Below are 25,637 nucleotides of genomic sequence, written 5' to 3'. Positions count from 1 at the left end.
TTTTTTGGTGCGATTGCAACGCTGCAAACGCGAAACGGTATCTACTTCGTGGAGAAAACGCTGTAGATGCAGGCGGACAAGAAGACTCGTAAAACAAGGAGGATGCCATTGAGCTACGTTGATCGCAGGACCATTCTGGCCACGGGCGCGCTGGCGCTGGCGGGTACAGCGGCACAAGGGGGCAAGGCCGCAGCGCAGGCCGGCCCGAAATCGATTTTTCCGGTTGGCACGACGACCATACCCATCGTCGGCGAGACCGATGTTTTTCCGGTGCGGCGGATCTATTGCATCGGGCGCAACTATGCCGCGCATGCCCGCGAAATGGGCTCCGATCCCAATCGCGAGCCGCCGTTCTTCTTTCAAAAGCCGACCGACGCGATCCAGAATGTCGCCATCGGAACGGTTGGCGATCATCCGTATCCGTCGCTCACCAAGAACTATCACTACGAGGTTGAGTTGGTGGCGGCGCTGAAATCGGGCGGCACCAAAATCCCCATGGAGCAAGCGCTCGATCATGTCTACGGCTATGCGTTAGGCCTCGACATGACGCGGCGCGATCTGCAGCGGGCGATGGGCGACGAGAAGAAGCCATGGGAAATCGGCAAGAGCTTTGATCGCTCCGCGGTGCTCGGGCCGATTCATCCAGCCGCGAAGACCGGCCATTTTACCAAGGGCGCGATCTCGCTGGCGGTGAATGGCGCCGTCAAGCAAAACTCCGATCTGCGGAATATGATCTGGAACGTGGCGGAGCAAATCGCCAAGCTTTCGGAAGCTTTCGAGCTCAAAGCGGGTGACATCATCTATTCGGGCGCGCCGGAAAATGTCGGTCCCGTCGTGAAGGGCGACGTTATCCTGTGCAAGCTCGAAGGCCTGCCGGATATGTCGATCCGGATTACGTGAGAGTGCCACCTATCGCCGTCGCCCCTGCGTTTCGCAGGGACGACGGTGGTTTGGTGTGCCACGTCACCCCGTCAGATCGGCAAATTCCGGATTCTGCGCAGATAATCCACGACAAAGCCGCAGCCGGCGATGACCTTGCGTCCGTCGGCGCGGATCAGTTCGAGGGCGCCCCTGACCAGCTCAGAAGCGATGCCGCGGCCGCGCAGGGCGCGCGGCGTTTCTGTATGGGTGATGATGACCGCCGCGGGCGTGATGCGATAGTTCGCAAATGCCACGGCGCCATCGATATCGAGTTCGAAGCGGTTTTGAGCCTTGTTGTCGCGGACGGCGGCCATGCAGCGATTCCCGGATGATTCACTGCTTGATTTAGAGACATGAACCCGCCGGCGCAAACCGGCGACGAACGGACAACTGCCTCGCTGATATGCTGTCTTGAGCCTTACCCCTGCATTGCTGGGCACCGCGGTGATATCGTCGCAACCGACCACCTCAACGAGCCGGCTGGCGCCAGCGCCAGAGCGCGTAGCGGCTCGGTGCAGTGCAATAAGGACGCAATCGCACAGGAACTTTGCGGGCGAGGCCTTGCAACCGGGGGTGAGGTTCCTACGTCTTTAGAATGACATACGCCGCTGATGCGGCCGGGTCTGGGTTCGATATCGGAAATGCTGTGATCGCGGCCGCCGACGTATGCCTCTTTCAAGGGGAGGTCTACAATGTCGGGCTTTGGTTTCATCAGCAAGCATCGCACGTGGGAAGATTGGTTAGGCATGCTGCTTGGCGTGCTGATCGTGGTATCGCCGTGGTTTCCGTTCTCCAGCCACGACGTGATGGACGCCGAACGCAGCACGATGATCCTCAATACGTTCGTGATCGGCATGCTGGTCTTCGGTCTGGCCCAACTCGAATATGTCGCACTGCAGCGCTGGGAAGAGGTGGGGGAGATCGCGCTCGGCCTCTGGCTGGCCGCCTCGCCCTTCATATTCGGCTATGCCGGTGACGACATGCTTCGGGCCTGGCACGTCGCCCTCGGTGGAATCGTCGTCCTGCTGGGCGCACTTCAGCTCTGGCAGGACTGGCGCTTGAGCGATCAGGAACTGGCCAATCATCCGCAGTAAATTCTGGAGAGCCCGTCGGCTCAACACATGGCTGACGGGCTTTCGATTCAATTCTAATACTTGAATGAGACGATAAGCGGGGTGCAGACCGACCACGGGCTGCCGTCGACGGCACCCTTGATGTCCTCGATCTTCCATTAGCCGACGAAAATCATTTGCGCGGGCTTATGGACGCGAGCGCATGGCTGGATCATGGTGGCGTCGGCCCCGCTGGCGGGGACTATCACGGCCGGTAAGCCGCGGCGGCGGATTTGAGCTGACGCCGGCCTTTCTGCTATCGTTGTCATGAGATGTTCTATGTCTGTTGTCCGAAGCGTGATGGTTGATTCCCTGTGACTGAAACGATGACGATTCCTACCCCGCGCGGCGGTCTCGCGCGGATGTCGCGCCGGGTGATGAATCTGGCGCATATGCTGACCCAGAATGCCCGCCGCCATGGCGACCGCATTGGCTTCATTTGGGGCGACAAATCCTGGACCTGGCGCGAGATCGATGGTGCCGTGTCGGCTCTGGCCGCAGGCCTCGCGGCGCGCGGTATCGCCAAGGGCGACCGCATCCTCGTCCATTCCAAAAATTGCGACGAGATGTTCTGGTCGATGTTCGCGGCCTTTCGGCTCGGCGCAGTCTGGGTGCCGACCAATTTCCGCCTGATGCCGGACGAGGTCGCCTATCTCGCCAGCGCCTCCGGTGCGAAGGCTTTTGTGCCATGGCGATTTCCCGGACCACGCCACAGCGGCAGCCAATCCCGCGCTCGAATTCATCTGGAGGATCGGCGAGGGCGCCCTCGGCGAGAAGACGGTCAGTGACGTGATCGGCGAGCATGCTGGCGCGAAGGTCGAGAATGCAGCGGTCGACTACGACGATCCCTGCTGGTTCTTCTTCACCTCCGGCACGACCGGGCGCTCCAAGGCCGCGGTTCTTACCCATGGGCAAATGGCCTTTGTGGTGACAAATCATCTCGCCGATTTGATGCCGGGCACGACGGAGACGGATGCCTCGCTGGTGGTCGCGCCGCTGTCGCACGGTGCCGGCGTGCACCAGCTCGTGCAGGCGGCGCGCGGCGTACCGACCATCCTGCTGCCGTCGGAAAAGTTCGACATCGCCGAAGCGTTCCGGTTGATTGAGGCTCATCGCGTCAGCAACATCTTTACCGTGCCGACGATTTTGAAGATGATGGTCGAGCATCCGGCAGTCGACAAATATGATCATTCCTCGCTGCGCTTCGTGATCTATGCCGGCGCGCCGATGTATCGCGAGGACCAGAAGGCCGCGCTGAACAAGCTCGGCAAGGTGCTCGTGCAGTATTTCGGCCTCGGCGAGGTCACTGGCAACATCACGGTGATGCCGGCCAGTCTGCACGACACGGAGGACGGCCCGCAGGCCCGCATCGGTACCTGCGGCTTCGAGCGCACCGGCATGCAGGTGTCGATCCAGGGCGACGACGGGCGCGAGCTCAAGCCGTTTGAGACCGGCGAGATCTGCGTGATCGGCCCCGCCGTGTTCGCCGGCTATTATGACAACCCCGAGGCCAACGCGAAGGCGTTTCGCGACGGCTGGTTTCGTACCGGCGATCTCGGCCACATGGACGAGGAGGGGATTCGTCTACATCACCGGCCGCGCCTCGGACATGTACATCTCCGGTGGCTCCAACATCTATCCGCGCGAAGTCGAGGAGAAGATTCTCACCCATCCCGCGATCGGCGAGGTTGCCGTGCTCGGCGTGCCCGACCCGTTCTGGGGCGAGGTAGGGGTCGCCGTCTGCGTCGCGCGCGAGGGCGCTGGCGCCGTGAGCGAAGCGGAGCTTGCCGCATTCCTGGCGCCCAAGGTGCCGCGCTACAAAATGCCGAAGCGCTTCTTCTTCTGGGAGGCGCTGCCGAAATCCGGTTACGGCAAGATTCCGAAGCGGCTGGTTCGCGATGAGCTGGAGGCGAGGGGACTGCTTGAGACCAAAGCGTTTTCGAGCGAAGTGGCGTCCGGTTCGCGGGAGGAAAACGCGTCCAATGACAGCGTCTCGAAAACACGCAGTTGAGCCGATGCGCAGCATCGCGCAGCCCGGCCGCCCGCGCCCGAGCGCATCCAATGGGTGGAGGCGCGGGGACGGGCGTTTTCGTTGACGCTGCGAGCCGGCCTGCCGCTGCTCGAGGCCGCGCGCGGCGGCTTTGCCGAAGCCGGATTTTCCGGCGGCGTGTTGAGCATGCGGGGAGGGGCACTCGGGCCGTTTGCCTATGTAATGCCAGCGCTGTCGAAGACCGGCGCGAATGCCGCGTTCTACAGCGATACGTTTCGGCCCGCCGGCATCACGCCGCTGAAGCTCGGCGCGATGACGCTCGGCGAGCGCGACGGCGCGCCGTTCTTCCATTGCCACGGGCTGTGGACCGAGACGGACGGACAACTGCACGGCGGCCACATTCTTCCCGAGGAAAGCGTCGTCGCCGAATCGTTCGCGGTGGAAGCATTCGGCATCGACGGCGCGATGTTTGTGGCCGAGCCCGATCCCGAGACCAATTTCAAATTGTTCGGGCCGGTGGCGTGCGCGAGCACGGACGCCGAGACCACGAGCCGCGCCTTTGCGCTGCGGCTGCGGCCGAACCAGGATTTTGCTGCGGCGCTGGAGACTTTCTGCCGGCAGCACGGAATCCTGCGCGCGCGGATTCACGGCGGCGTCGGCTCCACCATCGGCGCGCATTTCACCGATGGCCGAACCGTGGTGCCGTTTGCAACCGAGCTTGCGATCAGGGACGGCCTGATCGCGCCCGGCGCTGACGGCACGTCGCATGCGGAGGTCGATGTCGCGCTTGTCGATTATCTCGGCGGCATTGCCGAGGGACGGCTGATGCGCGGCGACAATCCGGTGCTGATGACGATGGAGTTGGTGCTGGAGGTGGTGTGAGCGGTCCGTTGTTCGTTACAAACGCGGTGTCATACCCCGCGAATGCGGGGTATCCAGTACGCCGCGGCCTATCGGCCAAACACCGCTGCCTCTGGAAGACTTGGTCACCCGCCTTCGCGGGTGACGACGGTTCGTATTAGTTGCAGTTCTCGGCTCACCTGAAGTGGTAGTTCACGCCGACTTTGATGGTGTGAAAATCGACCGTACCGGAGTCAAACACGTCGCCGCCCAGATTGTAGGTCTCGCTGCCGAGGCTGGTGAACATGTATTCGGCCTTGGCCGACCAGTTCGGCGTGAACAAATATTCGAGGCCGCCGCCGATGGTGTATCCGGTGTGAGACTGGCTATCCGAAAGCGACACGCCGAGCGCTGGAATGGAAAGGAGTCCTTTCTGTTGGCCCACGCAAAACCGCCCTTGGCGTAGATGAGGGCCGCATCCAATGCGAAGCCCGCGCGGCCGGTCACGCTGCCGAACGAGTTGATCTTGAGTTCCTCCGTGGCCAGGACACCCCCGCCGATGTCTGCGGTGAGGCTGTCCTTGATGCTGGCACCAGCGGCGTCGACTTCGACACCGAATACGAACTGGCTACCGGGAAGCTGCCAGTTGTAGCCGATCGTGCCGCCGCCGAAGCCGCCGCCGCCATCGCCCTCGCTCTCCCAGCCATAGCCGCCCATCGCACCGATATAGAAGCCGGACCAGTTATACGCCGCAACCACCGCCGCCGGGGGAGCCGCCTTGGCGTAGGGCCGCGCCCGCAGGTCGGCGGCCGAGGCCGCGGTCGCGACCGAAAGAGCCACACCAGCTAGAAGTAGTCGTTTCATATTTTGTCCCCTGAAGTTGAACACTCGTATAACCCCCTGCAGGCCCCATAGCGGACCGATTGCACCGGCATGGTGACGTATCGTTTTCGGAAAGCGGGCGCGAACGCGCCCCCAGAGAGCCGTCTGCAAGCGACGTTCGCGCGGATGTGAGAACGTCGTTCGCAGGTTAACCATACGTCATGTATGCCGGCAAAAATTGGACCGAAGCGCGTTCGCTCATTGGCGCGGACAGGTTGCTATTTCGACAGCAGTGCGGCGACGTGTGGCGTAAAACGCGTTCGCGATCTGCGAGAGAGAGAGTCGCGCGCCTCGTAAGATAGGTGGAGCGACTGGTCCGCCGAAGCTCAACGAGCATAAGCGGAAGCGATACCCATCAATGGCGGTACACGGTTTGGAGCGTGAATACGGGCAGGCAGGCCTCGCGTCAGCGCCGCTTTCGAACGTGAACGTTGATGTCGAGATCGATCTCGTTAACGCAGGTCTGCGTCGTGCGATGCGAGCGGCCCTCGTGCCAGCGACCCTTGCGCATATGGGCATTGCTGACATTCGCCAGCTTCAGGCAGCGCCATTGCGGCAGCGGGCCCGAGCTTTCGCCGGCGAACTGCCAGGCCAGCACGACCTCTTCGCCACTTTTGTTGGCGCCGATGATATGCGGGCAGAGTTCGCGCAGGCGCCCATCATAACGGCAAACGACCTGTTGCTCGCGGAGGATGGCGTTGCGGAAGAGGGTGTAGGTGGCGCTTTGCATTGGGCGGAGTGCCATCTAGGATTGTACGGCATTCGCTGTATAACTCTAACAATCGACTTTGTTTCCCCGGGACCCCGAGCATGGCTCACAGCCGCAACCGCCCGATCAACCTGCCGGCGCCGTACCTCAAGCGCATCTGGCTCGAACCGTCGCGCATCGCCAACCGCAATTGTCCAACGCGTTGCGGGCGAGCTGGCTACCCAAAATCACCAATGGCTGGTTTTTCCGCGCCGAAAGCTTTTTCTCGGTTGCCCGATACTTAGACGAGATGGCCCAGAAATATCCAATGGGAGGAGGCCCTCCGCCGGACTTCCTGTCCCACTCCCACGGTGAAGGCTTTCTGCGCTTCTTCGAAGAGCGCTGCCAGCGGCAGGGCATCTTCATCTTCGACGAACCGGAATCCGCGCTCTCGCCATCGCGGCAGATCGAGTTTTTGAAACTGATGCGGCGGATGGACGAGATCGGCCATTGCCAGATCATCATGGCCACGCATTCGCCTGTCCTGATGGCGTATCCGAACGCGACGCTGCTGCGGCTGACGAAATATGGGCTGGAGCCGGTGAGCGTACGCGAGACCGACCACTACAAGGTCTTGCGCGAATTTTGCGATGATCCGGACGGATTCGTGCAGGCGGCGATCGAGGAGTGAGGAGGGTGGGTAGAGCGCAAGCGAAACCACCATGTTGCATCGTACGACGACTTTGATAGGTATCGCTTCCGCCTTCGCCCGTTGGCTACGGCGGACAAGTCGCTCCACCCATCGTACGGTAACTGCAGACTTTGTCGCAGGATGGATCACCTACGCCGGGCTCGTTTGTGCTATTATATCGGCCGAACAAGGGAAAACAGGGAGGACGCCATGCCTCATACCCTGGTGCCCAGTGATCGCGTCGAGCGCGTGAGCGTGTACGGGCGCGACGGCACAAAGCTCGGCTCGATCGAGCGGCTAATGCTCGACAAGGTGAGCGGAACGGTTGCCTACGCCGTGATCAAAACCGGCGGGCTGCTCGGCAGCCACCATCATTGTCCGATCCGGTGGGACGCACTCCGATTTGATCCCGCGCGTCAGGCCTACCAGACCGACGTGACGATGGAAGACCTGCGAGTGGGTCCGTCCGAACTCGATGACGACGCCTTCGACTGGGGCGACCGCTCACAGCCGCATCCGCACTACTGGTCGGTGTAGCGGCGCCGGCGGCGTGACCTGCTCGTGGAGAGGAAGAAACGGCGGATTACGCGGAGTTTATCATCGGGCGCGCATTCGCGCGACCCGTTGGCCCCGCCTCTGGCTTACTCCGCCGCCTCACTCGCTCCCGCACTCTTCCTCGGCTTGCCATCCGCCTTCTTCAGCACCGGCGCCAGAAACTTCCCCGTATAGCTCCGGGGCGCCTTGACGATGTCCTCCGGCGGGCCCCAGGCGACGATTTCGCCGCCGCCGTCGCCGCCTTCGGGGCCGAGGTCGATGACCCAGTCGGCGGTCTTGATGACCTCGAGGTTGTGCTCGATCACGACGACCGTGTTGCCTTGCGCGACCAGCTCGTGCAGCACTTCGAGCAGTTTTGCGACGTCGTGGAAGTGCAGGCCGGTCGTGGGCTCGTCCAGGATGTAGAGCGTGCGGCCGGTAGCGCGTTTTGACAGCTCCTTTGCCAGCTTGACGCGCTGGGCTTCGCCGCCCGACAGTGTCGTCGCCTGCTGGCCGACGTGGATGTAGTCGAGGCCGACGCGGTGCAGCGTCTTGAAGGTTTCGCGCACGCGCGGGACCGCCTTGAAGAATTCGGCGGCTTCTTCCACCGTCATGTCGAGCACGTCCGAGATCGACTTGCCTTTGAACAGGACCTCTAACGTCTCGCGGTTGTAGCGTTTACCTTTGCAGGTGTCGCAGGTGACGTAGACGTCGGGCAAAAAGTGCATCTCGATCTTGATGACGCCGTCGCCCTGGCAGGCCTCGCAGCGGCCGCCCTTGACGTTGAAGGAGAAGCGGCCAGGCTCGTAGCCGCGCGCCTTGGCTTCGGGCAGGCCGGCAAACCATTCGCGGATCGGGGTGAAGGCGCCGGTATAGGTCGCAGGATTGAGCGCGGAGTGCGGCCGATCGGCGACTGATCGATATCGATGATCTTGTCGATATGCTCCAGCCCCTCGATGCGGTCGTGGGGGGCGGCGCCCTCGCTGGCGTTGTTGAGTTTGCGCGCGATGGCACGGTAGAGCGTGTCGATCAGCAGCGTGGACTTGCCGCCGCCGGAAACGCCGGTGACGCAGGTGAATAGCCCCAACGGAATTTCCGCCGAGACGTTCTTCAAATTGTTGCCGCGGGCGTTGACGACCTTGATGGTTCGCCTGTGGTTCGGCGGCCGGCGCTCGGGGATCGGCACTGACAATTCGCCGGTGAGGTATTTGCCCGTCAGCGATTTCGGATTCCGCATGATGTCGGCGGGCGCGCCCTGCGCCACGATGTGGCCGCCATGCATGCCGGCGCCGGGGCCGATGTCGAGCACGTAGTCCGCAAGACGTATCGCGTCCTCGTCATGCTCGACCACGATCACGGTATTGCCGAGGTCGCGCAGCCGCTTCAGCGTTTCCAGCAGGCGCGCATTGTCGCGCTGGTGCAGGCCGATCGAGGGCTCGTCCAGCACATAGAGCACGCCGGTCAGCCCGGAGCCGATCTGCGAAGCGAGGCGGATGCGCTGGCTTTCGCCGCCGGAGAGCGTGCCGGAGGAGCGGGAGAGCGTGAGGTAGTTGAGGCCGACGTCGAGCAGGAAGGACAGCCGCTCGCGGATCTCCTTCAAGACGCGCGCGGCGATCTCCTTCTGCTGGTCGTTGAGCGCCTTCGGCACGCTTTCGAACCATTCGCCGGCGCGCTTCACCGACAGTTCGGAGATCTCGCCGATATGCTTGCCGCCGATCTTGACGCAGAGCGCCTCGGGCTTGAGCCGATGGCCCTTGCAGGCCTCGCAGGGGATGTCGGAGAAATACTTTGCCAGCTCCTCGCGCGCCCATTCGCTCTCGGTCTCGCGGTAGCGGCGCTCGAGGTTGGTGATGACGCCCTCGAACGGTTTCTTGGTGTCGTAGGAGCGGACGCCATCCTCGTAGGAGAACTTTATCTCGTCGTCACCGGAGCCGTGCAGCAGGGCTCCTTGCGTCTTCTTCGGCAGGTCCTTCCACTTGGTGTCGAGCGTGAACTTGTAAAACTTGCCGAGCGCGGTCAGCGTCTGGATGTAATAGGGCGAGGACGATTTGGCCCAGGGCGCGATTGCGCCCTTGCGCAAGGTCAAATCCTTGTCGGGAATGACGAGGTCCTCGTCGATATGCTGCTCGATGCCAAGGCCGCCGCAGGCGGGACAGGCGCCATAGGGATTGTTGAACGAGAACAACCGCGGCTCGATTTCGGGAATCGTGAAGCCGGAGACCGGGCAGGCGAATTTCTCCGAGAACAGAATCCGTTCCGGCCCGCTCTTGTCGTGGATCTTTGCGGTTTTCTTCTTGTCTTCGGCCGGCGCGCCCGCGGGGGCGTCGGCATATTCGATGACGGCGAGGCCTTCGGCGAGCTTCAGCGCGGTCTCAAAGCTTTCCGCGAGGCGCTGGCCGAGGTCGGCGCGCACCACGATGCGGTCGACGACGACATCAATGTCGTGCGGGAATTTCTTGTCGAGCGTCGGCGCGTCGGAGAGCTCATAGAACGTTCCGTCGATCTTGACGCGCTGAAAGCCCTTCTTGAGCCATTCGGCTAGCTCCTTTTTGTACTCGCCCTTGCGGCCGCGCACGACGGGAGCCAGCAGATAGAGGCGGGTGCCCTCGGGCAGTGCCAGCACGCGATCGACCATCTGCGAGACGACCTGACTTTCGATCGGCAATCCGGTGGCCGGCGAGTAGGGCACGCCGACGCGCGCCCATAGGAGGCGCATGTAGTCGTAGATCTCGGTGACGGTGCCGACGGTGGAGCGCGGATTCTTCGACGTGGTCTTCTGCTCGATCGAGATCGCAGGAGATAAGCCGTCGATCTGGTCGACGTCCGGCTTCTGCATCATCTCCAGGAACTGGCGCGCGTAAGCGGAGAGCGACTCGACGTAGCGGCGCTGGCCCTCGGCATAGATGGTATCGAAGGCGAGCGAGGATTTGCCGGAGCCGGAGAGGCCGGTGAACACCACGAGCTTGTCGCGGGGAATCTCGAGATCGACATTCTTGAGATTGTGCTCGCGCGCACCGCGGATGGTGATTGCACGCGATGCGGAGCCGGCGTTCTGTTGGCGCTTCGCCCTTAGCACTTCATCCATATCGGCATTTCCAGGCGCGAGGCACGCACCACGTTGGGCGCGCATCGCCGGGCAAGAACCGGGATCAGGCGCCGTTGATTGAAAGTCGGAACATAGGAAGAACGGCGGGGAATTTCCAGTGCCGCGCGCGAATCATCAACGGATTGTTTGCGCCAGCATCGCTTGGCAGCAGCAGTCAGCAGCTCGAATTCGGAACTCCGCAAACAGAAGCGCCTCCGTTCCGGATTTATCGGAACGGAGGCGCTGGTAGCTTCAGCAGACAGACTTAGAAGTGATAGTTCACGCCGACCTGAACGCTGTTGAGATCGAGCGTTCCGCTCGCAAGAGGAGCGACGCCCGCGAAGTAGGTCTGGCTCTCGAAGCTGCGATAGAGGTACTCGGCCTTGACCGACCATTTCGGTGCGAACATCACTTCGATACCAGCGCCGAGAGTCCAGCCGGAGTGAATCTTGCTGTCCGAGGCGCTCAAGCCGAGCGCCGACAGCGTCACACGGTTGTCGGCCCAGGCATAGCCGCCGGTGCCGTAGATCAGGACCTGGTCGAAGGCGTAGCCGATGCGGCCACGAACGGTGCCCATGTCGCGAATCCGGGTCTCGAACGCGGCAAGCGCCGGATTGCCCACAGTGAAGCCAACATCTGCCCAGGCGGCATCGGCCTCGACGCCGAGCACGAGGTTGCCGGTCTGCCAGTTGTAGCCGAGCGTACCGCCGGCGAAGCCGCCGCTGACCTCGCCCAGGCCTAGGGCCGAAGAGTTTTCCTGCGCGTAGCCGCCCATCGCGCCGAGGTAAAAGCCGGTCCAGTTGTTGATCGCAATCGCTGCGGCGGGCGCCTTGGTATAGGGCCGTGCAGCGAGATCGGCGGCGATCGCAGGCGCCATCCCAAGCGCGATCAGGCCAGTGGTGGTCAGCAGAATCTTCTTCACTTTCTTCTTCCTTTCGCGGCTTTCCAACGTAACTTTCCTCAGCCGTCAATTTGAGGTTGCTTGGCGATATAGCGCGAAGTTCCCGAAGAATGCTGTCGCGGAAATACCACATCAGCGGCAAAAGTATGAGAAGTACAACCATTCCGGGTGCCGGTCGCGCCAGTCTGCAACCAAACAAAAAGGCCGGCGCAAGGCCGGCCTTTTCAATGCTGGTTGAAAGCGATGATCAGTATTTGGCGATCACCGCAAACAAAAAGGCCGGCGTGAAGCCGGCCTTTCCGTAGTCCCGCGCTGGCTTGCGATCAGTACCTCGCGATGACAGGGCCGCCCCAGCGGTAGTTGACGCGGACCGTGACGAGATCGACGTCCTGGCTGATGTTACTAGTCCTCGAGAACGAGCCGGCCGGAGGAGCAAAGATGCCGGATGCAGCAAAGTCGACGTCGCGGTCACCCATGAACAGGTGGTTGTACTCGACGCCAACCGACCAGTTCGGGGCGAAGCCGACTTCGAGACCGGCACCAACGACGCCGCCCCAACGCGTTTCCTTGGCGCTGTCGATCAGCAGCCCGGTCGCGACATCGAACCCCTGTACTTGTCGCTGGTCACCGCAGCGCCGCCCTTTACGTAGAGCAGGACGTTGTTCCAGGCATAGCCAACCTGACCGGTGATCAGTCCGAACGCGTTGATCCTCGACTCATTCTCAACGGGAGCGAGAAAGGCCAAACTTGTGTTGGAGCCCTGGAAGTCAGCCCAGTTGCCTTGCCCTTCCAAGCCGAACACCCAGGTGCCGGCCTGCCAGCGGTAGCCGAGTTGACCACCGGCCGTGCCGCCAGTCGCATCGTGGCAGCCTTCGGCCACGGGCGGAACGAAAGGACCCAGGGCATCGGCGGTGAGATCCCAGCACTTGCGGCCCGAACCCCAGCCGCCGTTGGCGCCGATGTAGAAGCCGGTCCAATCGTATATGGCAGCGACCGGAGCAGGCGGCGCCTTGGTGTAAGGGCGCGCAGCGAGGTCGGCCGCCGCCGCAGGTGCGGCGAACGCAATGAGCGCAACTGTAGCTAACAGATACTTCTTCATGATCTATCCCCAGTTTTGTCCGCTTCCCGCTAGGCCTGAAGCGTTGTTGTGACGCGAGCGCCCGCGCCGCTGGAGAATTCTATACCGCGACTCGACCGGAAATGGCGTGTCCCGGATGCAACAGGCGCGGACCAAGTTTATGGAACGAAGCTTATGATTTATCTGGTATAATTGGAACCGAGGCGGGAACTTTCGGGTTCCATTTCGCCTCTTTCGGTTCCCCCGTGGGTTCCCGGGGTTCGCCTAGAGATTGCAAAACCGCCAGCACCCGCACATAGGGCGTTATCCGGAACAAAGCTGGAACGTGCACGTAGGCGATGCTATATGTGGATAACCGGCGACTTGCCGAGGGATCGCCAAGTCAGCGGTGTCTGTCGGTGTATAGGGTCCGGATGTCCGGAAAGCGGACGCGGAAACGGACAGGCGATAGGTCAAGAATTGAAGACGGCCAGCACGGAAGCGGCCGGACCAGTGATTTTTGCCGGCGATATCGAGTGGAGAGCGGCGATGGCGGGAAGCGTGAACAAGGTGATTCTGGTCGGCAATCTCGGCAAGGATCCTGAAATCCGGCGGACACAGGACGGGCGACCGATCGCCAATCTGAGCATCGCGACATCGGAGACCTGGCGCGACAAAGGCACCGGCGAGCGCAAGGAAAAAGACCGAGTGGCACCGCGTGGTAATCTTCAACGAGGGGCTCTGCAAGGTCGCCGAACAGTATCTGAAGAAGGGCGCCAAGGTTTACATCGAAGGCCAGTTGCAGACGCGCAAATGGACCGATCAGAGCGGGGTCGACAAATACTCGACCGAGGTCGTGCTGCAGGGATTTAACTCGAACCTGACCATGCTCGACGGCCGCAGCGGCGGCGGGGGCGGCAGCTTCGGCTCCGATGATTCCGGTGATTTCGGCTCGAGCGGTCCGGCTAGCTCCGCGCCGCGGCGGGCGGTCGCGGCGGGCAGCCGCAACAGCGATATGGACGACGACATCCCGTTCTAGAGCCGCGCCTACGGCCGGCGCATTGGCTAGCAAGAAATTCGCTTGCGAGAGGGGCGGTCACGCCTGCCATTACAGCTCCTGCCATTACAGCTAATGTGCCGTCGCAGGAATCCGCTGCATTCGGCTGAAAACCTGTCTACAAGCGCGTTGCGATCCGAGTGTGCGGTCGGCTCGCTCAGCCATCATGTTATTAATATTCGCATGAGGTATTTCACTTAGACTGCTCCAGCCTCGCACGCCAACCGGATCTGGAGCGCCCACCATGAGCCTCGCACCGCTGCTAGAGGCGCCCGGGGCGATCCTGTTGCATGCCTTCGCAGCCCTGGCGGCGTTTGCGCTTGGCATCGTGCAATTCGCAGCACCGAAGGGAACCCTACCGCACCGGACCATCGGCTGGATCTGGGTCGTGCTGATGGCTGCGGTCGCGATCAGTTCGCTCTGGATCCATGAGATCCGGATGTTCGGGCTGTTCAGCCCGATCCATCTGCTGTCGATCTCTGTGCCGATCATGCTGACGCTCGCGGTCCTGCATGCCCGCCGGCACAATGTCGGCGGTCACCGCAAAGCGATGGTGTCGATCTTCTTTGGAGCGCTCGTCGTCGCCGGCTTGTTCACCTTCCTGCCGGGACGGATCATGCATGCGGTGGTTTTTGGCCGTTAGGCCTACCGTGGGAACACCGTTTTTGACACTGCCTTCCGGCCCTGAAATGCCGGTTCCGGCAGGGCTCGGGCGAGCTGTCTCCGATCCCGGTAAGTCTATGAAAAAACGAGCGGAAAAACAGCTTCCTCCTGACAGCTTCGGGGTGGTTATCGGACCCTCGATGCGCTATATGATTCTTAGTTGAGAACTGACTGGATTCCCCTTTGTCCGATAACGAAGACGACAAGCCCGGCGAGCCGCCGGAGCACTCCGACATTCGCCCCGTTTCCATTCTCGACGAGATGAAACGCTCCTACCTCGATTACGCCATGAGCGTGATCGTGGCGCGGGCGCTGCCGGACGCGCGCGACGGGCTGAAGCCCGTGCATCGCCGCATTCTGTATTCGATGTACGAGCAGGGGCATACGCCGGACAGGAAGTACGTCAAATCCGCACGCGTCGTCGGTGACGTGATCGGTAAATATCATCCGCACGGCGACCAGTCGATTTACGACGCGATGGTCCGGATGGCGCAGGATTTCTCCATGCGCGTGCCGCTGATCGACGGCCAGGGCAATTTCGGCTCGGTCGACGGCGATCCGCCCGCGGCCTATCGCTATACCGAAGCCCGTCTGACCCGGTCGGCACTGGAAGTTCTTGGCGATATCGACAAGGACACTGTCGATTTCCAGCCGAACTACGACAATTCCGAGAAGGAGCCGTCGGTTCTGCCAGCGAGGTTCCCGAACCTGCTGGTCAACGGTGCCGGCGGCATCGCCGTCGGCATGGCAACCAACATCCCGCCGCACAATCTGGGCGAAGTCGTCGACGCCTGCGTGGCGTTGATCGACAATCCTGCGCTCGGCATCGACGACCTCATCAACATCATTCCCGGCCCGGATTTTCCGACAGGTGGCATCATCCTCGGACGCCAAGGCATCCGCTCGGCCTACCACCTCGGCCGCGGGTCGATCGTGATGCGCGGCAAGGTGACGATCGACACCATCCGCAAGGATCGCGAAGCGATCATCATCACTGAAATTCCCTATCAGATAAACAAGGCCACCATGGTCGAGCGCATCGCCGAACTGGTGCGCGAAAAGAAGATCGAGGGTGTCGCCGACCTGCGCGATGAATCCGACCGCGACGGCTTCCGTGTCGTCGTCGAGTTGAAGCGCGAGGCGATGGCCGATGTCGTTCTGAATCAGCTCTATCGCTTCACGCCGCTGCAATCGAACTTCCCGGCCAATATGTTGGCGCTGGATAACGGTCGCCCGCAGACGATGAACCTAAGGGATCTGCTGACGCTGTTCATCGCGTTCCGCGAGCAGGTGGTCACCCGTCGGACCAAATTCCTGCTCAGCAAGGCCCGCGACCGCGCCCATATCCTGGTCGGTCTTGCGATTGCGGTTGCGAATATCGACGAGATCATTCGCGTGATCAGAACTTCGCCCGATCCGAACACGGCGCGGGATACGTTGATGTCGCGCGACTGGCCGGCCAAGGACGTCGAAGCAATGATCACGCTGATCGACGACCCACGTCACCGGATGGCGCCGGACGGCACTGCGCGACTGTCGCTCGAGCAGGCCAAGGCCATTCTCGATCTGCGCCTGCAGCGCCTGACCGCGCTCGGCCGCGAGGAGATTTCCGAAGAGCTCGACAAGCTCGCGGTCGAAATCGCCGACTACCTCGAAATCCTGCGCTCGCGTGCCCGCGTGCAGGCGATCATCAAGACCGAACTGGCCGAGGTGAAAGACAAATTCGCCACCCCGCGAAAAACCGTCATCGTCGAGCAGGAAGGCGAGGTCGAGGACGAGGACCTGATCCAGCGCGAGGACATGGTGGTCACGGTCTCGCACGCCGGCTACGTCAAGCGCGTGCCGCTGTCGACCTATCGCGCCCAGCGCCGCGGCGGCAAGGGCCGCGCCGGCATGCAGACCCGCGACGAGGATTTCGTCTCCCGGCTGTTCGTGGCTTCGACGCATACGCCGGTGCTGTTCTTCTCCTCGCGCGGCCAGGTCTACAAGGAAAAAGTTTGGCGGCTGCCGATGGCGGCGCCGAACGCCCGCGGCAAGGCAATGATCAACATCCTGCCGCTGGAGCAGGGCGAGCGCATCACCACCATCATGCCGCTGCCGGAGGATGAATCCTCCTGGGCCAATCTCGACGTGATGTTCGCCACGACCGGCGGCACCGTCCGCCGCAACAAGCTGTCCGACTTCGTCGATGTCCGCCGCTCCGGCATCATCGCCATGAAGCTCGGGGAGGGTGAATCGATCGTCGACGTGCAGATCTGCACCGAGCACGACGATGTGCTGCTGACGGCGGCCGGCGGGCAGTGCATCCGCTTCCCGGTCAGCGACGTGCGCGTCTTCACGGGGCGCACCTCGATGGGCGTGCGCGGCATTGCGCTGGCGGGAGGCGATAAGTTGATCTCGCTGGCGATCCTGCGCCATGTCGAGACCACCTCGGACGAACGGTCGGCCTACCTGAAGATGCGCCGTGCGGTGGCCGGAGAAACCGCGGCGGAAGAGCCTGTTGATGCCGAGGGCGAGGAGACCTCAGGTTCGCTCCAGCTCTCGCAGGAGCGCTACGCCGAAATGTCGGCGCAGGAGCAGGTGGTGCTGACGGTCTCCGTCAACGGCTACGGCAAGCGCACCTCGTCCTACGAGTACCGCACTACCGGCCGCGGCGGCAAAGGTATCGTCGCGATGAGCGTCAACAACCGCAACGGCAAGCTGGTGGCGTCGTTCCCGGTGGAGCATAGCGATCAGATCATGCTGGTCACCGACAAGGGCCAGCTCATCCGCTGCCCGGTCGAGGACATCCGCATCGCCGGCCGCTCGACGCAAGGCGTCATCGTGTTCGATACCGCCGAGGACGAGCACGTCGTGTCGGTCGAGCATATCTCGGAAGACGAGAACGGCGTGAACGGGAACGGCGGTTAGCACCGTCAGCCGCCATTCCGGGGCATCGCCGAATGTGATGAGCCCGGAATCCATCCCGCCATTTGCGTGCAGCGCGACGGATTCCGGGCCTGCGTGCTGCGCACGCATGCGGAATGACGAGGTGCGTAATCCGACGCTGGCCCCGGCGCGCCGTGTCAGGGCTCCCCGTTACGGTAAACCAAGCATTAACTATAGATTGCTACACATTTGCCGTGTCCGGGTGGTGACCGTCCGGCCAACGGGAGCGGATCTCATGCCCGTCGAGATGCTGACGTATGCCGATTTGGGCGAACGGCTCAAGATTTCTCCAGAGGCTGCCCGCGCTCTGGTGAAGCGGCACCGATGGCCGCGCTCCCGCTCCAACGACGGCAAGACGCTTGTCCAGGTCGATCTCAGCGAATTCAGCCATTCCCCAATACCTCGTCAGCCGCAAACGCAGGCCGGTCACCAGGTGGTCACCGCCCTAAAGCAACGAATTGAGACCCTGCAGACCGAGCTGGCAGAGATGAAGGTGATTGCCAGCGGCCATCGGGCCGACTTTGAGAGAGAATGCGAACGCACGAACAAGCTGTTGGCCGAACTACTCAAAGTCAGCACGGAAAGCGTGGGAGCCCGCGAAAGGGCAGCTCTGCTCGAAGGGAAGCTATCGATGCTAACGCAACCCTGGCGACGTCGGCTGGTCGATGCCTTCACCCTTGCTTTACCTCAAGTCGCCTCCAACCCTCGCGAGGGCGCCGGCCCCGTAGCCCAGTCACGGAATTGAACCGGTTTGGCGGCGTGCCGGGCTCTGCCGCGACTGGCACAAACTGCAGATCATACCGGCTTTACCATCTGCAATTGTGGAACGGGCAACGATAAGCTGGTTCGTGCCGCGGTAGTTGTATTGGGAGTGCTTTCCGAGATTCTCGCCGCTCTCGCTGTTTTGCGCGTTAAGGCCGCTCCGAGATTTTCCCTAGCAGAACACAAGCTAAAGCACCTCAGCGCGAACCTGGGCAACGCCGCGGTCCGTAATTCCCAAGCCGCGCGCAGCGCCGAGTGAAAAGATCCAGGATGCGGCCGCGAACCCAGGGTCCCCGGTCGGTGATACGAACGACTACAGACTTGCTGCTCGCAAGGTCAGTTACACGAACGCTTGTGCCGAACGGCAGGTTGCGGTGGGCAGCGGTCAGTGAATCCCGCTTGAATGAGGAACCACTCGCTGTTTTTCCTTTCGAGTATGAATAGTAAGAGGCTTTGCCGGAGAACACCCGGTTGGAAGATCGAGGGGCTGAGCGATCTTCCGGACGACGTGTCGGTTCTCCAGTAGGAGGTTGCTCTAGCGGATTTTGCCTAGTCTGGTCTGGTGCCTCAGGAGCCGGTTCTGCGTGCGCCTTTGGAACGATGGACCATCTATCATTGAAGGTCTGTGCTGCAGCAGAATTTGCATGTACGCCCAACCAGACCGGGACTGTCGCGATCGCGACCATTCCAAAAAGAAGACGCATGAACGGCCTCACAAACAAATAGAAAAACAAATGAACAATGCAAACTCATGAGGCTCTGTTCCTGCACATGCGGAAATTCTCGTGGCGCAAAGGTGAAGGAGTACCGATGTTTCCCGCTATCATATAGTTCGATAGTTAGGCGCAGTGCAGCAAGAAGCGCGCCCATTTCGTCGGTATGGCCTAGTTGAGAGTTTGTTGCTCGTGATCCCATGGAGACAGCGGTCTCGATGCACCCCATCGCACTCACAAAGGGAAGCGCAGATTTAGATCAATCACGACAAGGCGCGTCACCCTTGATGGCCATCAATTGCACATTGATTCCGGCCTCAATGCGCGCGCGATATCCGCTGTTGGCATTTCCGGACGCGACGACCCTATGCAAGATCATCCGCTGTCGAGGGAATAGCGGACGGTGTAGGCCGTTCTCTGGCTGCCGATAAATGGACCCAAAGCGGACCTTGGCCACGAAATTGACGGACCGGGCGTATCCTTTACTCATAAGCAGTGCAACGGTCTCAGGCAGCTACAAAAAATCTTGGAGGCTTGCCGGTCGGCCGCTTGCTCCGATAGCGAAGCGAGTTCGAACTCCTCAACCGCTAGGTCGAAGGCGCTACCCAAGGATTGGCCGAAGGCCTATAATTACCTCTAGTGCCTCAATCACCAAGCTAACATCTGACGCCGGTAACAGCGAGGCGTTTACTATTCTTATCGATGTACGTGGGGAGGTTACGATGACAACATTCTCCCGTCGCCGTTTGCTCGACATTGCTGGCTCCGTTACTGCTGCGTCCGTCCTCGGCGCGCTGCGCCCCGTCCGAGTTGCGCAAGCGGCGGAGGAGAAGAGCGCATGGAATGTCAAAGGCCGCTACATGGAAGCCTGCAATTGCGAGGCAATGTGCCCCTGTGTCGTGGGAAATGCCCCGACCGCCGGCATGTGTACGGTCCTTTTCGGCTACCATCTTGAATCCGGCCGGAAAGGCGACGTGACGCTCGATGGATTGAACGTGGTGAGAATGAACTTCTCGCCAAGTCACATGGCGAGAGGCAATTGGCGGGGGGCGTTCTACATCGACGAGCGCGCCAACCCTGCGCAGCGCGAGGCACTGAGCGCGATCTTCTCCTTCAAGCCGGGCGGTGCGTTTGCGGCGCAGGCCGGGTCGGTCGCTGAGGTGCTCGGCGTCAAGTTCGTGCCGATCACATTCGAGGCCCAAGGACGGCAGTGGAAGATGGCGATTGCTGGAATCGGGGATGCCGACATCACTGCGATCGAGGGCCTGGACGGCAAGGAGATCCGTGTCGAGAACTTGCGAGGAAGAGCGTTTCCAAACGTGATCGCGAAGTCCACGCATACCGCGTACAAAGACTTCGATCTTCAGTGGGAGATCAGCGGCAAGAGTGGATTCTATGCGCCTTTCGCCTTCAACTCGGCCTGAGATTCCTCGTCTACTCTCAATGGAGATTTGGCGCCTCTTGCCGGTAGGAGCCGTGCTCGGGCTCTTTATCGGAGGGGCGTGGACGTACCTTGTCTACATGGATTGGGGTATGCGCCACATGGATGTCGGTATGGACATGTGGATCATGCCGCAGATGGTGGACTGGGACGCGACCGATCTCGGGCTCGTGCTGCTGATGTGGGCGGTGATGATGGCGGCGATGATGCTGCCATCGGTCCTGCCGGTGATCCTGGTCCTCATCCGCTTCGGCGGCTCCGCGCAAACCGCCGGGTTCATCACGGGATATCTTGTGGCCTGGGGCGGATTCAGCGTCGCGGCGACTCTCGTGCACTGGGCACTGCTCGAGGCGGCCCTAGTCTCACCGATGATGGAGAGCGCGAGCGTGCCGTTGAGCGCCGCTGTGCTGGCCATCGCTGGCCTTTTCCAGTTCACGCCATTGAAGCACGCCTGTCTCGTCCGCTGCCGTTCGCCATGGGGTGCGGTGCTCAATCCATCCAGCGCTACAATCGCGACGCGCGAGGGCTTACGTCACGGCGCTTTTTGCGTCGGCTGCTGCTGGGTGTTGATGGCGCTGCTGTTCGTCGCAGGCGTCATGAATCTGCTTTGGATCGCGGTGATCGCCGCCTACGTCATCGCAGAGAAATGGGCGCCGGGCGCGGAATGGTTCAGCCGGGCGGTCGGTGTATTGCTGTGCTTAGCGGCGGTCGTGTTGTTTGGCGTCGGCGCACCCTAAAGCCGCCTCAGGTGCTGGCGACGAGCATCAGGGGATTGCGGTGCTCCATTCAATCCCCTGTCTTACAGGAGGGATCGCGGAGATCGCTGCACCGTAAGTTTTCATATCCTGAGGGGACGGTCTGCGAGCTATTTCTTACAAGAAGACGAGCGCCACGTTCACGCGCCGGGCGTCAGCTTGTGGGCACGAAACGGACCTGCCGGGGCGGCCTGGCGACGTCCGCTCTTGAGGGCACAACGGACGTGTTGTCCAAGCAGGGACACTTCCGATACCGTTTCCAATTTCGCTCCGCTTCATCCGGGCTGCGGGCAGCCATCACTCGATAGTCAGCCCCGCCTGACGGATCAGCGGCACAAATCGCGCGAGAGGAATTCGGCATAGATGCGCGCGATCGCATCGGTCGGCCCGTCGGTGGCAAAGGGGACGATGGCGTTGATCGGCGATCCGGATAATTCGCCTGGGCGCGCGGGACCGAGGCATGCAGAGCGCGCCAGCGAGGCCGAAAAGTCACTGCGCGGCGATCAAGAGAGCGGGGTCGCCATGAATCGACCCTCGCAGATGCTTGTGTGATCGTGCTTATCGTTGGCTTTGACGCGCCAGCACGCGGTCCACCATCGTCCCGGCGGTGCCGAGATAGTTTGACGGCTCGCACAAGGCGGCGAGTTGGTCGCGCGGCAGAGCGGATGCGATGGCAGGGCGGCGCAGCAGGGCATCGAGCAGCGCGTCGCCGCGGTCGAACGCATCGTGGCAGGCGGCATAGACCTCGTCATGGGCCAACTGACGGCCAAGCGCGGGCGCGAGTCCCATCATGACCGCTTCGGCCACGATCAGACCGCGCGTGGCATGAAGGTTTCGCTTCATCGCCTGGGGATCGACGATCAGGCCGGACAGCATGAATTGCGCCTGCGCCAGCGACCCGGCCGTCAGCAAACAGACCTGGGGCAATGCCAGCCATTCGCAGTGCCAGGGCCCGGTGGCGCGCTCGAGATCCTGAACCATGGCATCCAGCATCAGCGAAGCGGCGTCGCGGGACGCCTTTGCATTCGCCAGGAGAATTTCCGAGGAGATCGGGTTGCGCTTCTGCGGCATGGTCGAGGATGCGCCGCGATGCGAGGAGAACGGCTCCAACACCTCGCCGATCTCGGTCGCCATCAGAATCATGACGTCGTAGCCGATCTTGCCGAGCGCGCCGCAGATCACGGCCAGCGTCTGCACCATCTCGACCAGTCCGTCGCGGGCGACGTGCCAGGTGATGTCGGGTTCGACCAGACCGAGCACGCGGGCATATGCGGCACGTACATCCAGTCCGCGATCGCCGAGTGAAGCCAGCGTTCCCGCGGCGCCGCCGAGCTGCGCCTGAAGGGCACGAGGCTTGACCTGTTCGAGCCGATCGGCCGAGCGCTGCAACGCCGACAGCCAGATCGCTGCCTTGTGCCCGAACGTGATCGGCAGCGCCTGCTGCAGATGGGTTCGGCCGGCCATCGGCGTATCGCGGTGGAGGCGGGCGAGATTGGCAAGGGTTGCCATGGCCTCGCCGAGCTGCGCTTCGATCAGCGCGACCGCTTCGCGCAGTTGCAGCACAGTCGCCGTATCCATGATGTCCTGGGTGGTCGCCCCCCAATGCAGATAGCGGCCAGCTTCGCCGAGTCGCTCCGATAGCTGGCGGACCAGGCCGACGATGGGATAGCCGACGTTCTCGGTGTCGCGCTTCAACTGCTCGATATCGAGCGCGATCGCCGGCGCCTGCCGCGCGATCGCCTCGGCCGCCTCGCGCGGAATCACGCCGGTCTCGCCTTGCGCAATGGCAAGCGCGACTTCAGCCTGCACATAGGCCTTGAGCTGTGCCTCGTCGGAAAACACCGCCCGCATGGCCGGCGTCGAGAAAACGTCGCGATAGAGGGCGCTGTCGAACATCGTGCTGGCCACGCGCTTGTTTCCTCCCTTGCTAATATGTCCGGCCATCTGATTGATATGCACAAATCCGTCAAGCGCGGCTCGGGCGCTCAGGCAGGCAGGAGAATTTCGCGCAATCCAAGCCTCCAGAACGCAATGGCGAGCGGGGGGCATCCCTACTCGCCATGAGAGCGTTCCTTGGAGGTTAAGCGGAACGAAAACTACGCCGTTACGGGGTGCGGTCGGCGGTCACCAGGCGGGCTTCCCTCACCACGGCCTTGGAGCCGGCGGCGCGGAGGCAGGAAGCTTCGAAATTCGGCCAGGCCTGCTGCGAGCAATCCTTGCCGACGTTGCGGATATCCAGGCGGTCACCCTTGGCAAGCACCTGCGGCACGCTGGCTTCAACCTGAGGGGCAAAGCCGGGCAATACGGTCATCGCGGCAGCGATGAACGCGGCAGCAGCGATGGCGGAAAAAGCCTTGATCATGACGGTCCCCTGTCATGGGCCTTGGCGGCCCGTCGTTTCGTTGAGTGGACTTGTAGCCAGGGCAAGTTTCCGGCCGTCTTCGCGGGCGCGGAAAATGGTTTCATCCGGACCGAGTTTTGTTTCGTCGGCAGGTGGCGGACGAAACATTGCCGGCCCGCCCGAGCCGCCGGGTCCCGAAACTGGTTCATTGGCCGACTGGAAGCAAAAAGCCGGACCTGAAGGGAACCTGACCCGGCTTGCCGGGCCGCCCGGGGCGGGGTAGGAGGGACTTATGTCCCGTATCGCGCTCTATCCCGGTTCATTCGATCCCATCACCAACGGCCATCTGGACGTGCTGCGGCACGCCGTCACGCTGTGCGACCGCCTGATTGTCGCCATCGGCGTCCATTCCGGCAAGAAGCCGCTGTTTTCGACCGAGGAGCGGCTCGACATGGTTCGGGCGGTATGTGAGCCGATTGCGCAAAAAGCCGGCTGCGCTTTCGACTGCACCACCTACGACAATCTCACCGTAGCTGCGGCGCGGCAGGTCGGCGCGACCATCATGATTCGCGGCCTGCGCGACGGAACCGATATGGATTACGAGATGCAGCTTGCCGGCATGAACGAGGTGATGGCGCCAGAGGTGCACACCGTGTTCGTCCCGGCGTCGCCTGCGGTCCGCCCGATCACCGCCACGCTGGTTCGCCAGATCGCCGGCATGGGCGGCGACTTCTCCGCCTTCGTGCCGCCCCAGATTGCCGCGAGGCTGAAGGCCAAGTTCGCGGCTTAACGCGCTCGTACGCGCTGTCCTGTTTCACATGTCCGGAGCTTTCATGATCCGAATTCTCGCACTCGTCGCCGCGCTGTTCGTTGTGGCCCCCGCGATCGCGCAGCCGCTGCCCGCCAATCTCGACAAGGCGAATGCGATCGTGATCGACACCACCAAGGGCCGTATCGTGATCAAGCTGCGGACCGACATCGCGCCCCAGCATGCCGAACGCATCAAGCTGCTCGCGCGCGAGGGCTACTACAACAACGTGCCGTTCCATCGCGTGATCGAAGGCTTCATGGCGCAGACCGGCGACGGCAAGAATTTCAACGGCACCGGCGGCTCGAAACATCCGAACCTGCCGGCCGAGTTCTCCAACGTGCCGTATAAGCGCGGCATCGTCGGCATGGCGCGAACCAGCGATCCCAACTCGGCGAATTCGCAATTCTTCATCATGTTCGCCGAAGGCGCGTCGCTGAACGGCAAATACACCGTGATCGGCGAAGTGGTGTCGGGCATGGATGTAGTCGACAAGATCAAGCGCGGCGAACCGGTCGTCGACCCCGACAAGATGGTGAAGGTGCAAGTCGCATCCGACATCAAGTGAGGCCATGACGGCGGGCCGCAGCAAGCCATTCATCTGGTTTGCCGCTGCTCTCGTGTGGCTCGCATCGGGTGCGCATGCGAAGGCTCAGCCGCAGCAGCTTGATACCCTCAAGGACGTCTTCGCCAAACTGTATTCCTGCTGGCAGCCGCCGCCTTATTCGCGCGCCAACCCGATGGACATCACAGTTGTCGTCAGTTTCAACCGCGAAGGCGCCATTCTCGGTCAACCCAGGATTACCTATGAATCCGGAAACCCCAGCGATAATGACCGGATTGCGTACCGGACTGCCGTCATGGAAACATTGCAACGCTGTACGCCGTTGCCATTTACCGAGGGACTGGGCGGTGCGGTCGCCGGCCGGCCTTTCGCGGTCACTTTCAGAACCCGCAAACGTCCACCCAAACCGGAAGAGAAACGAGCATGGCTGATACAGAAAATACTTTGATCCTTGAAACCACCCAGGGCCCCGTCACCATCGAAATGCGTCCCGACCTCGCACCTGGCCACGTCGCTCAGATCAAGAAGCTGGTGCGTGAGGGATTTTACGACGGCATCGTGTTCCATCGTGTCATCGAGGGCTTCATGGCGCAGACCGGCTGCCCGCACGGCACCGGCACCGGCGGTTCCGGCAACAAGCTGAAGGCCGAGTTCAACAAGGAACCGCATGTGCGCGGCACCGTTTCGATGGCTCGCGCCGCGAATCCGGATTCCGGCGACAGCCAGTTCTTCATCTGCTTCGATGACGCCTCCTTCCTCAACGGCCAGTACACGGTCTGGGGCAAGGTCACGTCGGGCATGGAGAACGTCGACAAGATCAAGCGCGGCGAGCCGGTGCAGAACCCGGATAAGATCGTCAAAGCGCACATGGCGCTGGACGCGGCGTAACCCCGTCATTCCGGA

At 62.0% G+C, this 25,637-nt stretch carries 19 protein-coding genes and 7 pseudogenes; 17 read left to right on the top strand and 9 right to left on the bottom strand.

Features of this window, described 5'->3' with window-relative positions; translation table 11 throughout:
- Nucleotides 1-108: 108 nt before the first annotated feature.
- A complete protein-coding gene (locus ACFXS9_RS14145; protein WP_392689740.1) occupies nt 109-900 on the top strand; it encodes a fumarylacetoacetate hydrolase family protein in 792 nt (263 codons plus the stop codon).
- Nucleotides 901-963: 63 nt separating this feature from the next.
- Here ACFXS9_RS14145 and ACFXS9_RS14140 read toward each other — a convergent pair.
- Nucleotides 964-1,235: pseudogene (locus tag ACFXS9_RS14140) on the bottom strand (GNAT family N-acetyltransferase).
- Nucleotides 1,236-1,613: 378 nt separating this feature from the next.
- On the opposite strand from ACFXS9_RS14140, the gene ACFXS9_RS14135 reads away from it, so the two are divergent.
- The 3 genes and pseudogenes from ACFXS9_RS14135 to ACFXS9_RS14125 all read left to right on the top strand — a co-directional run bounded on the left by ACFXS9_RS14135 (nt 1,614) and on the right by ACFXS9_RS14125 (nt 4,905).
- Entirely contained in the window at nt 1,614-2,015 is a 402-nt protein-coding gene (locus tag ACFXS9_RS14135; RefSeq protein ID WP_028345938.1) for an SPW repeat protein, read from the top strand.
- A gap of 344 nt (nt 2,016-2,359) precedes the next feature.
- Nucleotides 2,360-3,960 (top strand): annotated as a pseudogene (locus tag ACFXS9_RS14130) (acyl-CoA synthetase); the annotation flags it as partial.
- Nucleotides 3,961-4,048: 88 nt separating this feature from the next.
- Nucleotides 4,049-4,905, top strand: a pseudogene (locus ACFXS9_RS14125) (PCC domain-containing protein).
- A 154-nt stretch (nt 4,906-5,059) separates the two neighbouring features.
- On the opposite strand, the gene ACFXS9_RS14120 reads toward ACFXS9_RS14125, so the two are convergent.
- Both ACFXS9_RS14120 and ACFXS9_RS14115 read right to left on the bottom strand, forming a co-directional pair.
- Complete coding sequence (locus tag ACFXS9_RS14120; protein ID WP_392699779.1) at nt 5,060-5,266, bottom strand: outer membrane protein; 207 nt, start codon at nt 5,264-5,266, stop codon at nt 5,060-5,062.
- Between the two features lie 885 nt (nt 5,267-6,151).
- Nucleotides 6,152-6,490, bottom strand: coding sequence for a hypothetical protein (locus tag ACFXS9_RS14115; protein ID WP_392689737.1), 339 nt, complete (start codon nt 6,488-6,490; stop codon nt 6,152-6,154).
- A gap of 151 nt (nt 6,491-6,641) precedes the next feature.
- Between ACFXS9_RS14115 and ACFXS9_RS14110 the strand changes: the two are divergent.
- Both ACFXS9_RS14110 and ACFXS9_RS14105 read left to right on the top strand, forming a co-directional pair.
- A pseudogene (locus ACFXS9_RS14110) lies at nt 6,642-7,124 on the top strand (AAA family ATPase); the annotation flags it as partial.
- Between the two features lie 210 nt (nt 7,125-7,334).
- Complete coding sequence (locus ACFXS9_RS14105) at nt 7,335-7,661, top strand: PRC-barrel domain-containing protein (protein WP_392689735.1); 327 nt, start codon at nt 7,335-7,337, stop codon at nt 7,659-7,661.
- Between the two features lie 104 nt (nt 7,662-7,765).
- Here the strand turns inward: ACFXS9_RS14105 and uvrA are convergent.
- Together uvrA and ACFXS9_RS14095 are read right to left on the bottom strand one after the other, a co-directional pair.
- Nucleotides 7,766-10,743: pseudogene (gene uvrA / locus ACFXS9_RS14100) on the bottom strand (excinuclease ABC subunit UvrA).
- Between the two features lie 265 nt (nt 10,744-11,008).
- Nucleotides 11,009-11,665, bottom strand: coding sequence for an outer membrane protein (locus ACFXS9_RS14095; RefSeq protein ID WP_392689733.1), 657 nt, complete (start codon nt 11,663-11,665; stop codon nt 11,009-11,011).
- Between the two features lie 89 nt (nt 11,666-11,754).
- On the opposite strand from ACFXS9_RS14095, the gene ACFXS9_RS14090 reads away from it, so the two are divergent.
- Nucleotides 11,755-11,949, top strand: a complete 195-nt coding sequence (locus tag ACFXS9_RS14090; RefSeq protein WP_392689731.1) for a hypothetical protein — start codon at nt 11,755-11,757, stop codon at nt 11,947-11,949.
- A gap of 18 nt (nt 11,950-11,967) precedes the next feature.
- On the opposite strand, the pseudogene ACFXS9_RS14085 reads toward ACFXS9_RS14090, so the two are convergent.
- Nucleotides 11,968-12,743 (bottom strand): annotated as a pseudogene (locus tag ACFXS9_RS14085) (outer membrane protein).
- Between the two features lie 507 nt (nt 12,744-13,250).
- Between ACFXS9_RS14085 and ACFXS9_RS14080 the strand changes: the two are divergent.
- The 4 genes and pseudogenes from ACFXS9_RS14080 (at nt 13,251) to ACFXS9_RS14065 (ending at nt 18,094) form a co-directional block, all read left to right on the top strand.
- Nucleotides 13,251-13,740 (top strand): annotated as a pseudogene (locus ACFXS9_RS14080) (single-stranded DNA-binding protein).
- Nucleotides 13,741-14,002: 262 nt separating this feature from the next.
- A complete protein-coding gene (locus tag ACFXS9_RS14075; RefSeq protein WP_392689729.1) occupies nt 14,003-14,401 on the top strand; it encodes a DUF2306 domain-containing protein in 399 nt (132 codons plus the stop codon).
- A 203-nt stretch (nt 14,402-14,604) separates the two neighbouring features.
- Nucleotides 14,605-17,331, top strand: coding sequence for a DNA gyrase subunit A (gene gyrA, locus ACFXS9_RS14070; protein ID WP_392689727.1), 2,727 nt, complete (start codon nt 14,605-14,607; stop codon nt 17,329-17,331).
- Nucleotides 17,332-17,584: 253 nt separating this feature from the next.
- Nucleotides 17,585-18,094 (top strand): hypothetical protein, encoded by a 510-nt coding sequence (locus ACFXS9_RS14065; protein ID WP_392689725.1) that lies wholly within the window; start codon nt 17,585-17,587, stop codon nt 18,092-18,094.
- Between the two features lie 214 nt (nt 18,095-18,308).
- On the opposite strand, the gene ACFXS9_RS14060 is transcribed toward ACFXS9_RS14065, so the two are convergent.
- Entirely contained in the window at nt 18,309-18,797 is a 489-nt protein-coding gene (locus ACFXS9_RS14060) for a septal ring lytic transglycosylase RlpA family protein (protein WP_392699777.1), read from the bottom strand.
- Between the two features lie 749 nt (nt 18,798-19,546).
- Here ACFXS9_RS14060 and ACFXS9_RS14055 point away from each other — a divergent pair.
- Both ACFXS9_RS14055 and ACFXS9_RS14050 read left to right on the top strand, forming a co-directional pair.
- Nucleotides 19,547-20,248 carry a DUF1326 domain-containing protein gene (locus ACFXS9_RS14055; protein WP_392689723.1) on the top strand — a complete coding sequence of 234 codons (702 nt, stop codon included), beginning with the start codon at nt 19,547-19,549 and terminating at the stop codon, nt 20,246-20,248.
- A gap of 37 nt (nt 20,249-20,285) precedes the next feature.
- A complete protein-coding gene (locus ACFXS9_RS14050; protein ID WP_392689721.1) occupies nt 20,286-21,002 on the top strand; it encodes a DUF2182 domain-containing protein in 717 nt (238 codons plus the stop codon).
- A 576-nt stretch (nt 21,003-21,578) separates the two neighbouring features.
- Here ACFXS9_RS14050 and pcaB read toward each other — a convergent pair.
- Nucleotides 21,579-22,916, bottom strand: a complete 1,338-nt coding sequence (pcaB, locus tag ACFXS9_RS14045; protein ID WP_392699775.1) for a 3-carboxy-cis,cis-muconate cycloisomerase — start codon at nt 22,914-22,916, stop codon at nt 21,579-21,581.
- A 208-nt stretch (nt 22,917-23,124) separates the two neighbouring features.
- A complete protein-coding gene (locus ACFXS9_RS14040; protein ID WP_392689719.1) occupies nt 23,125-23,382 on the bottom strand; it encodes a hypothetical protein in 258 nt (85 codons plus the stop codon).
- Between the two features lie 271 nt (nt 23,383-23,653).
- Between ACFXS9_RS14040 and coaD the strand changes: the two genes are divergently transcribed.
- From coaD to ACFXS9_RS14020, 4 genes are read left to right on the top strand one after another with little or no spacing between them, the layout of a single operon-like run.
- On the top strand, nt 23,654-24,151 hold the full coding sequence (gene coaD / locus ACFXS9_RS14035; RefSeq protein ID WP_392689716.1) for a pantetheine-phosphate adenylyltransferase: 498 nt from the start codon (nt 23,654-23,656) through the stop codon (nt 24,149-24,151).
- A gap of 43 nt (nt 24,152-24,194) precedes the next feature.
- On the top strand, nt 24,195-24,737 hold the full coding sequence (locus tag ACFXS9_RS14030; RefSeq protein WP_392689714.1) for a peptidylprolyl isomerase: 543 nt from the start codon (nt 24,195-24,197) through the stop codon (nt 24,735-24,737).
- A 4-nt stretch (nt 24,738-24,741) separates the two neighbouring features.
- On the top strand, nt 24,742-25,182 hold the full coding sequence (locus tag ACFXS9_RS14025; protein WP_392689712.1) for a hypothetical protein: 441 nt from the start codon (nt 24,742-24,744) through the stop codon (nt 25,180-25,182).
- On the top strand, nt 25,158-25,622 hold the full coding sequence (locus ACFXS9_RS14020; protein WP_334375257.1) for a peptidylprolyl isomerase: 465 nt from the start codon (nt 25,158-25,160) through the stop codon (nt 25,620-25,622). The genes ACFXS9_RS14025 and ACFXS9_RS14020 overlap by 25 nt, the downstream gene beginning before the upstream one ends.
- Nucleotides 25,623-25,637: the final 15 nt, after the last annotated feature.

The organism is Bradyrhizobium sp. RDI18 (genome assembly GCF_043203335.1).
GTDB lineage: Bacteria > Pseudomonadota > Alphaproteobacteria > Rhizobiales > Xanthobacteraceae > Bradyrhizobium > Bradyrhizobium retamae.
The sequence above is the reverse complement of the archived record's forward strand: the minus strand, read 5'-3'. Positions and strand labels throughout refer to the sequence as shown.

Excerpts from the sequence above, each read along its gene's own strand:
- ACFXS9_RS14135 (WP_028345938.1), top strand. The coding sequence starts at position 1,614 with ATGTCGGGCTTTGGTTTCATCAGCAAGCATCGCACGTGGGAAGATTGG.
- ACFXS9_RS14115 (WP_392689737.1), bottom strand. The coding sequence starts at position 6,490 with ATGGCACTCCGCCCAATGCAAAGCGCCACCTACACCCTCTTCCGCAAC.
- ACFXS9_RS14105 (WP_392689735.1), top strand. The coding sequence starts at position 7,335 with ATGCCTCATACCCTGGTGCCCAGTGATCGCGTCGAGCGCGTGAGCGTG.
- ACFXS9_RS14090 (WP_392689731.1), top strand. The coding sequence starts at position 11,755 with ATGCTGTCGCGGAAATACCACATCAGCGGCAAAAGTATGAGAAGTACA.
- ACFXS9_RS14075 (WP_392689729.1), top strand. The coding sequence starts at position 14,003 with ATGAGCCTCGCACCGCTGCTAGAGGCGCCCGGGGCGATCCTGTTGCAT.
- ACFXS9_RS14065 (WP_392689725.1), top strand. The coding sequence starts at position 17,585 with ATGCCCGTCGAGATGCTGACGTATGCCGATTTGGGCGAACGGCTCAAG.
- ACFXS9_RS14060 (WP_392699777.1), bottom strand. The coding sequence starts at position 18,797 with ATGGTCGCGATCGCGACAGTCCCGGTCTGGTTGGGCGTACATGCAAAT.
- ACFXS9_RS14055 (WP_392689723.1), top strand. The coding sequence starts at position 19,547 with ATGACAACATTCTCCCGTCGCCGTTTGCTCGACATTGCTGGCTCCGTT.
- pcaB (WP_392699775.1), bottom strand. The coding sequence starts at position 22,916 with ATGTTCGACAGCGCCCTCTATCGCGACGTTTTCTCGACGCCGGCCATG.
- ACFXS9_RS14040 (WP_392689719.1), bottom strand. The coding sequence starts at position 23,382 with ATGATCAAGGCTTTTTCCGCCATCGCTGCTGCCGCGTTCATCGCTGCC.
- coaD (WP_392689716.1), top strand. The coding sequence starts at position 23,654 with ATGTCCCGTATCGCGCTCTATCCCGGTTCATTCGATCCCATCACCAAC.
- ACFXS9_RS14030 (WP_392689714.1), top strand. The coding sequence starts at position 24,195 with ATGATCCGAATTCTCGCACTCGTCGCCGCGCTGTTCGTTGTGGCCCCC.
- ACFXS9_RS14025 (WP_392689712.1), top strand. The coding sequence starts at position 24,742 with ATGACGGCGGGCCGCAGCAAGCCATTCATCTGGTTTGCCGCTGCTCTC.
- ACFXS9_RS14020 (WP_334375257.1), top strand. The coding sequence starts at position 25,158 with ATGGCTGATACAGAAAATACTTTGATCCTTGAAACCACCCAGGGCCCC.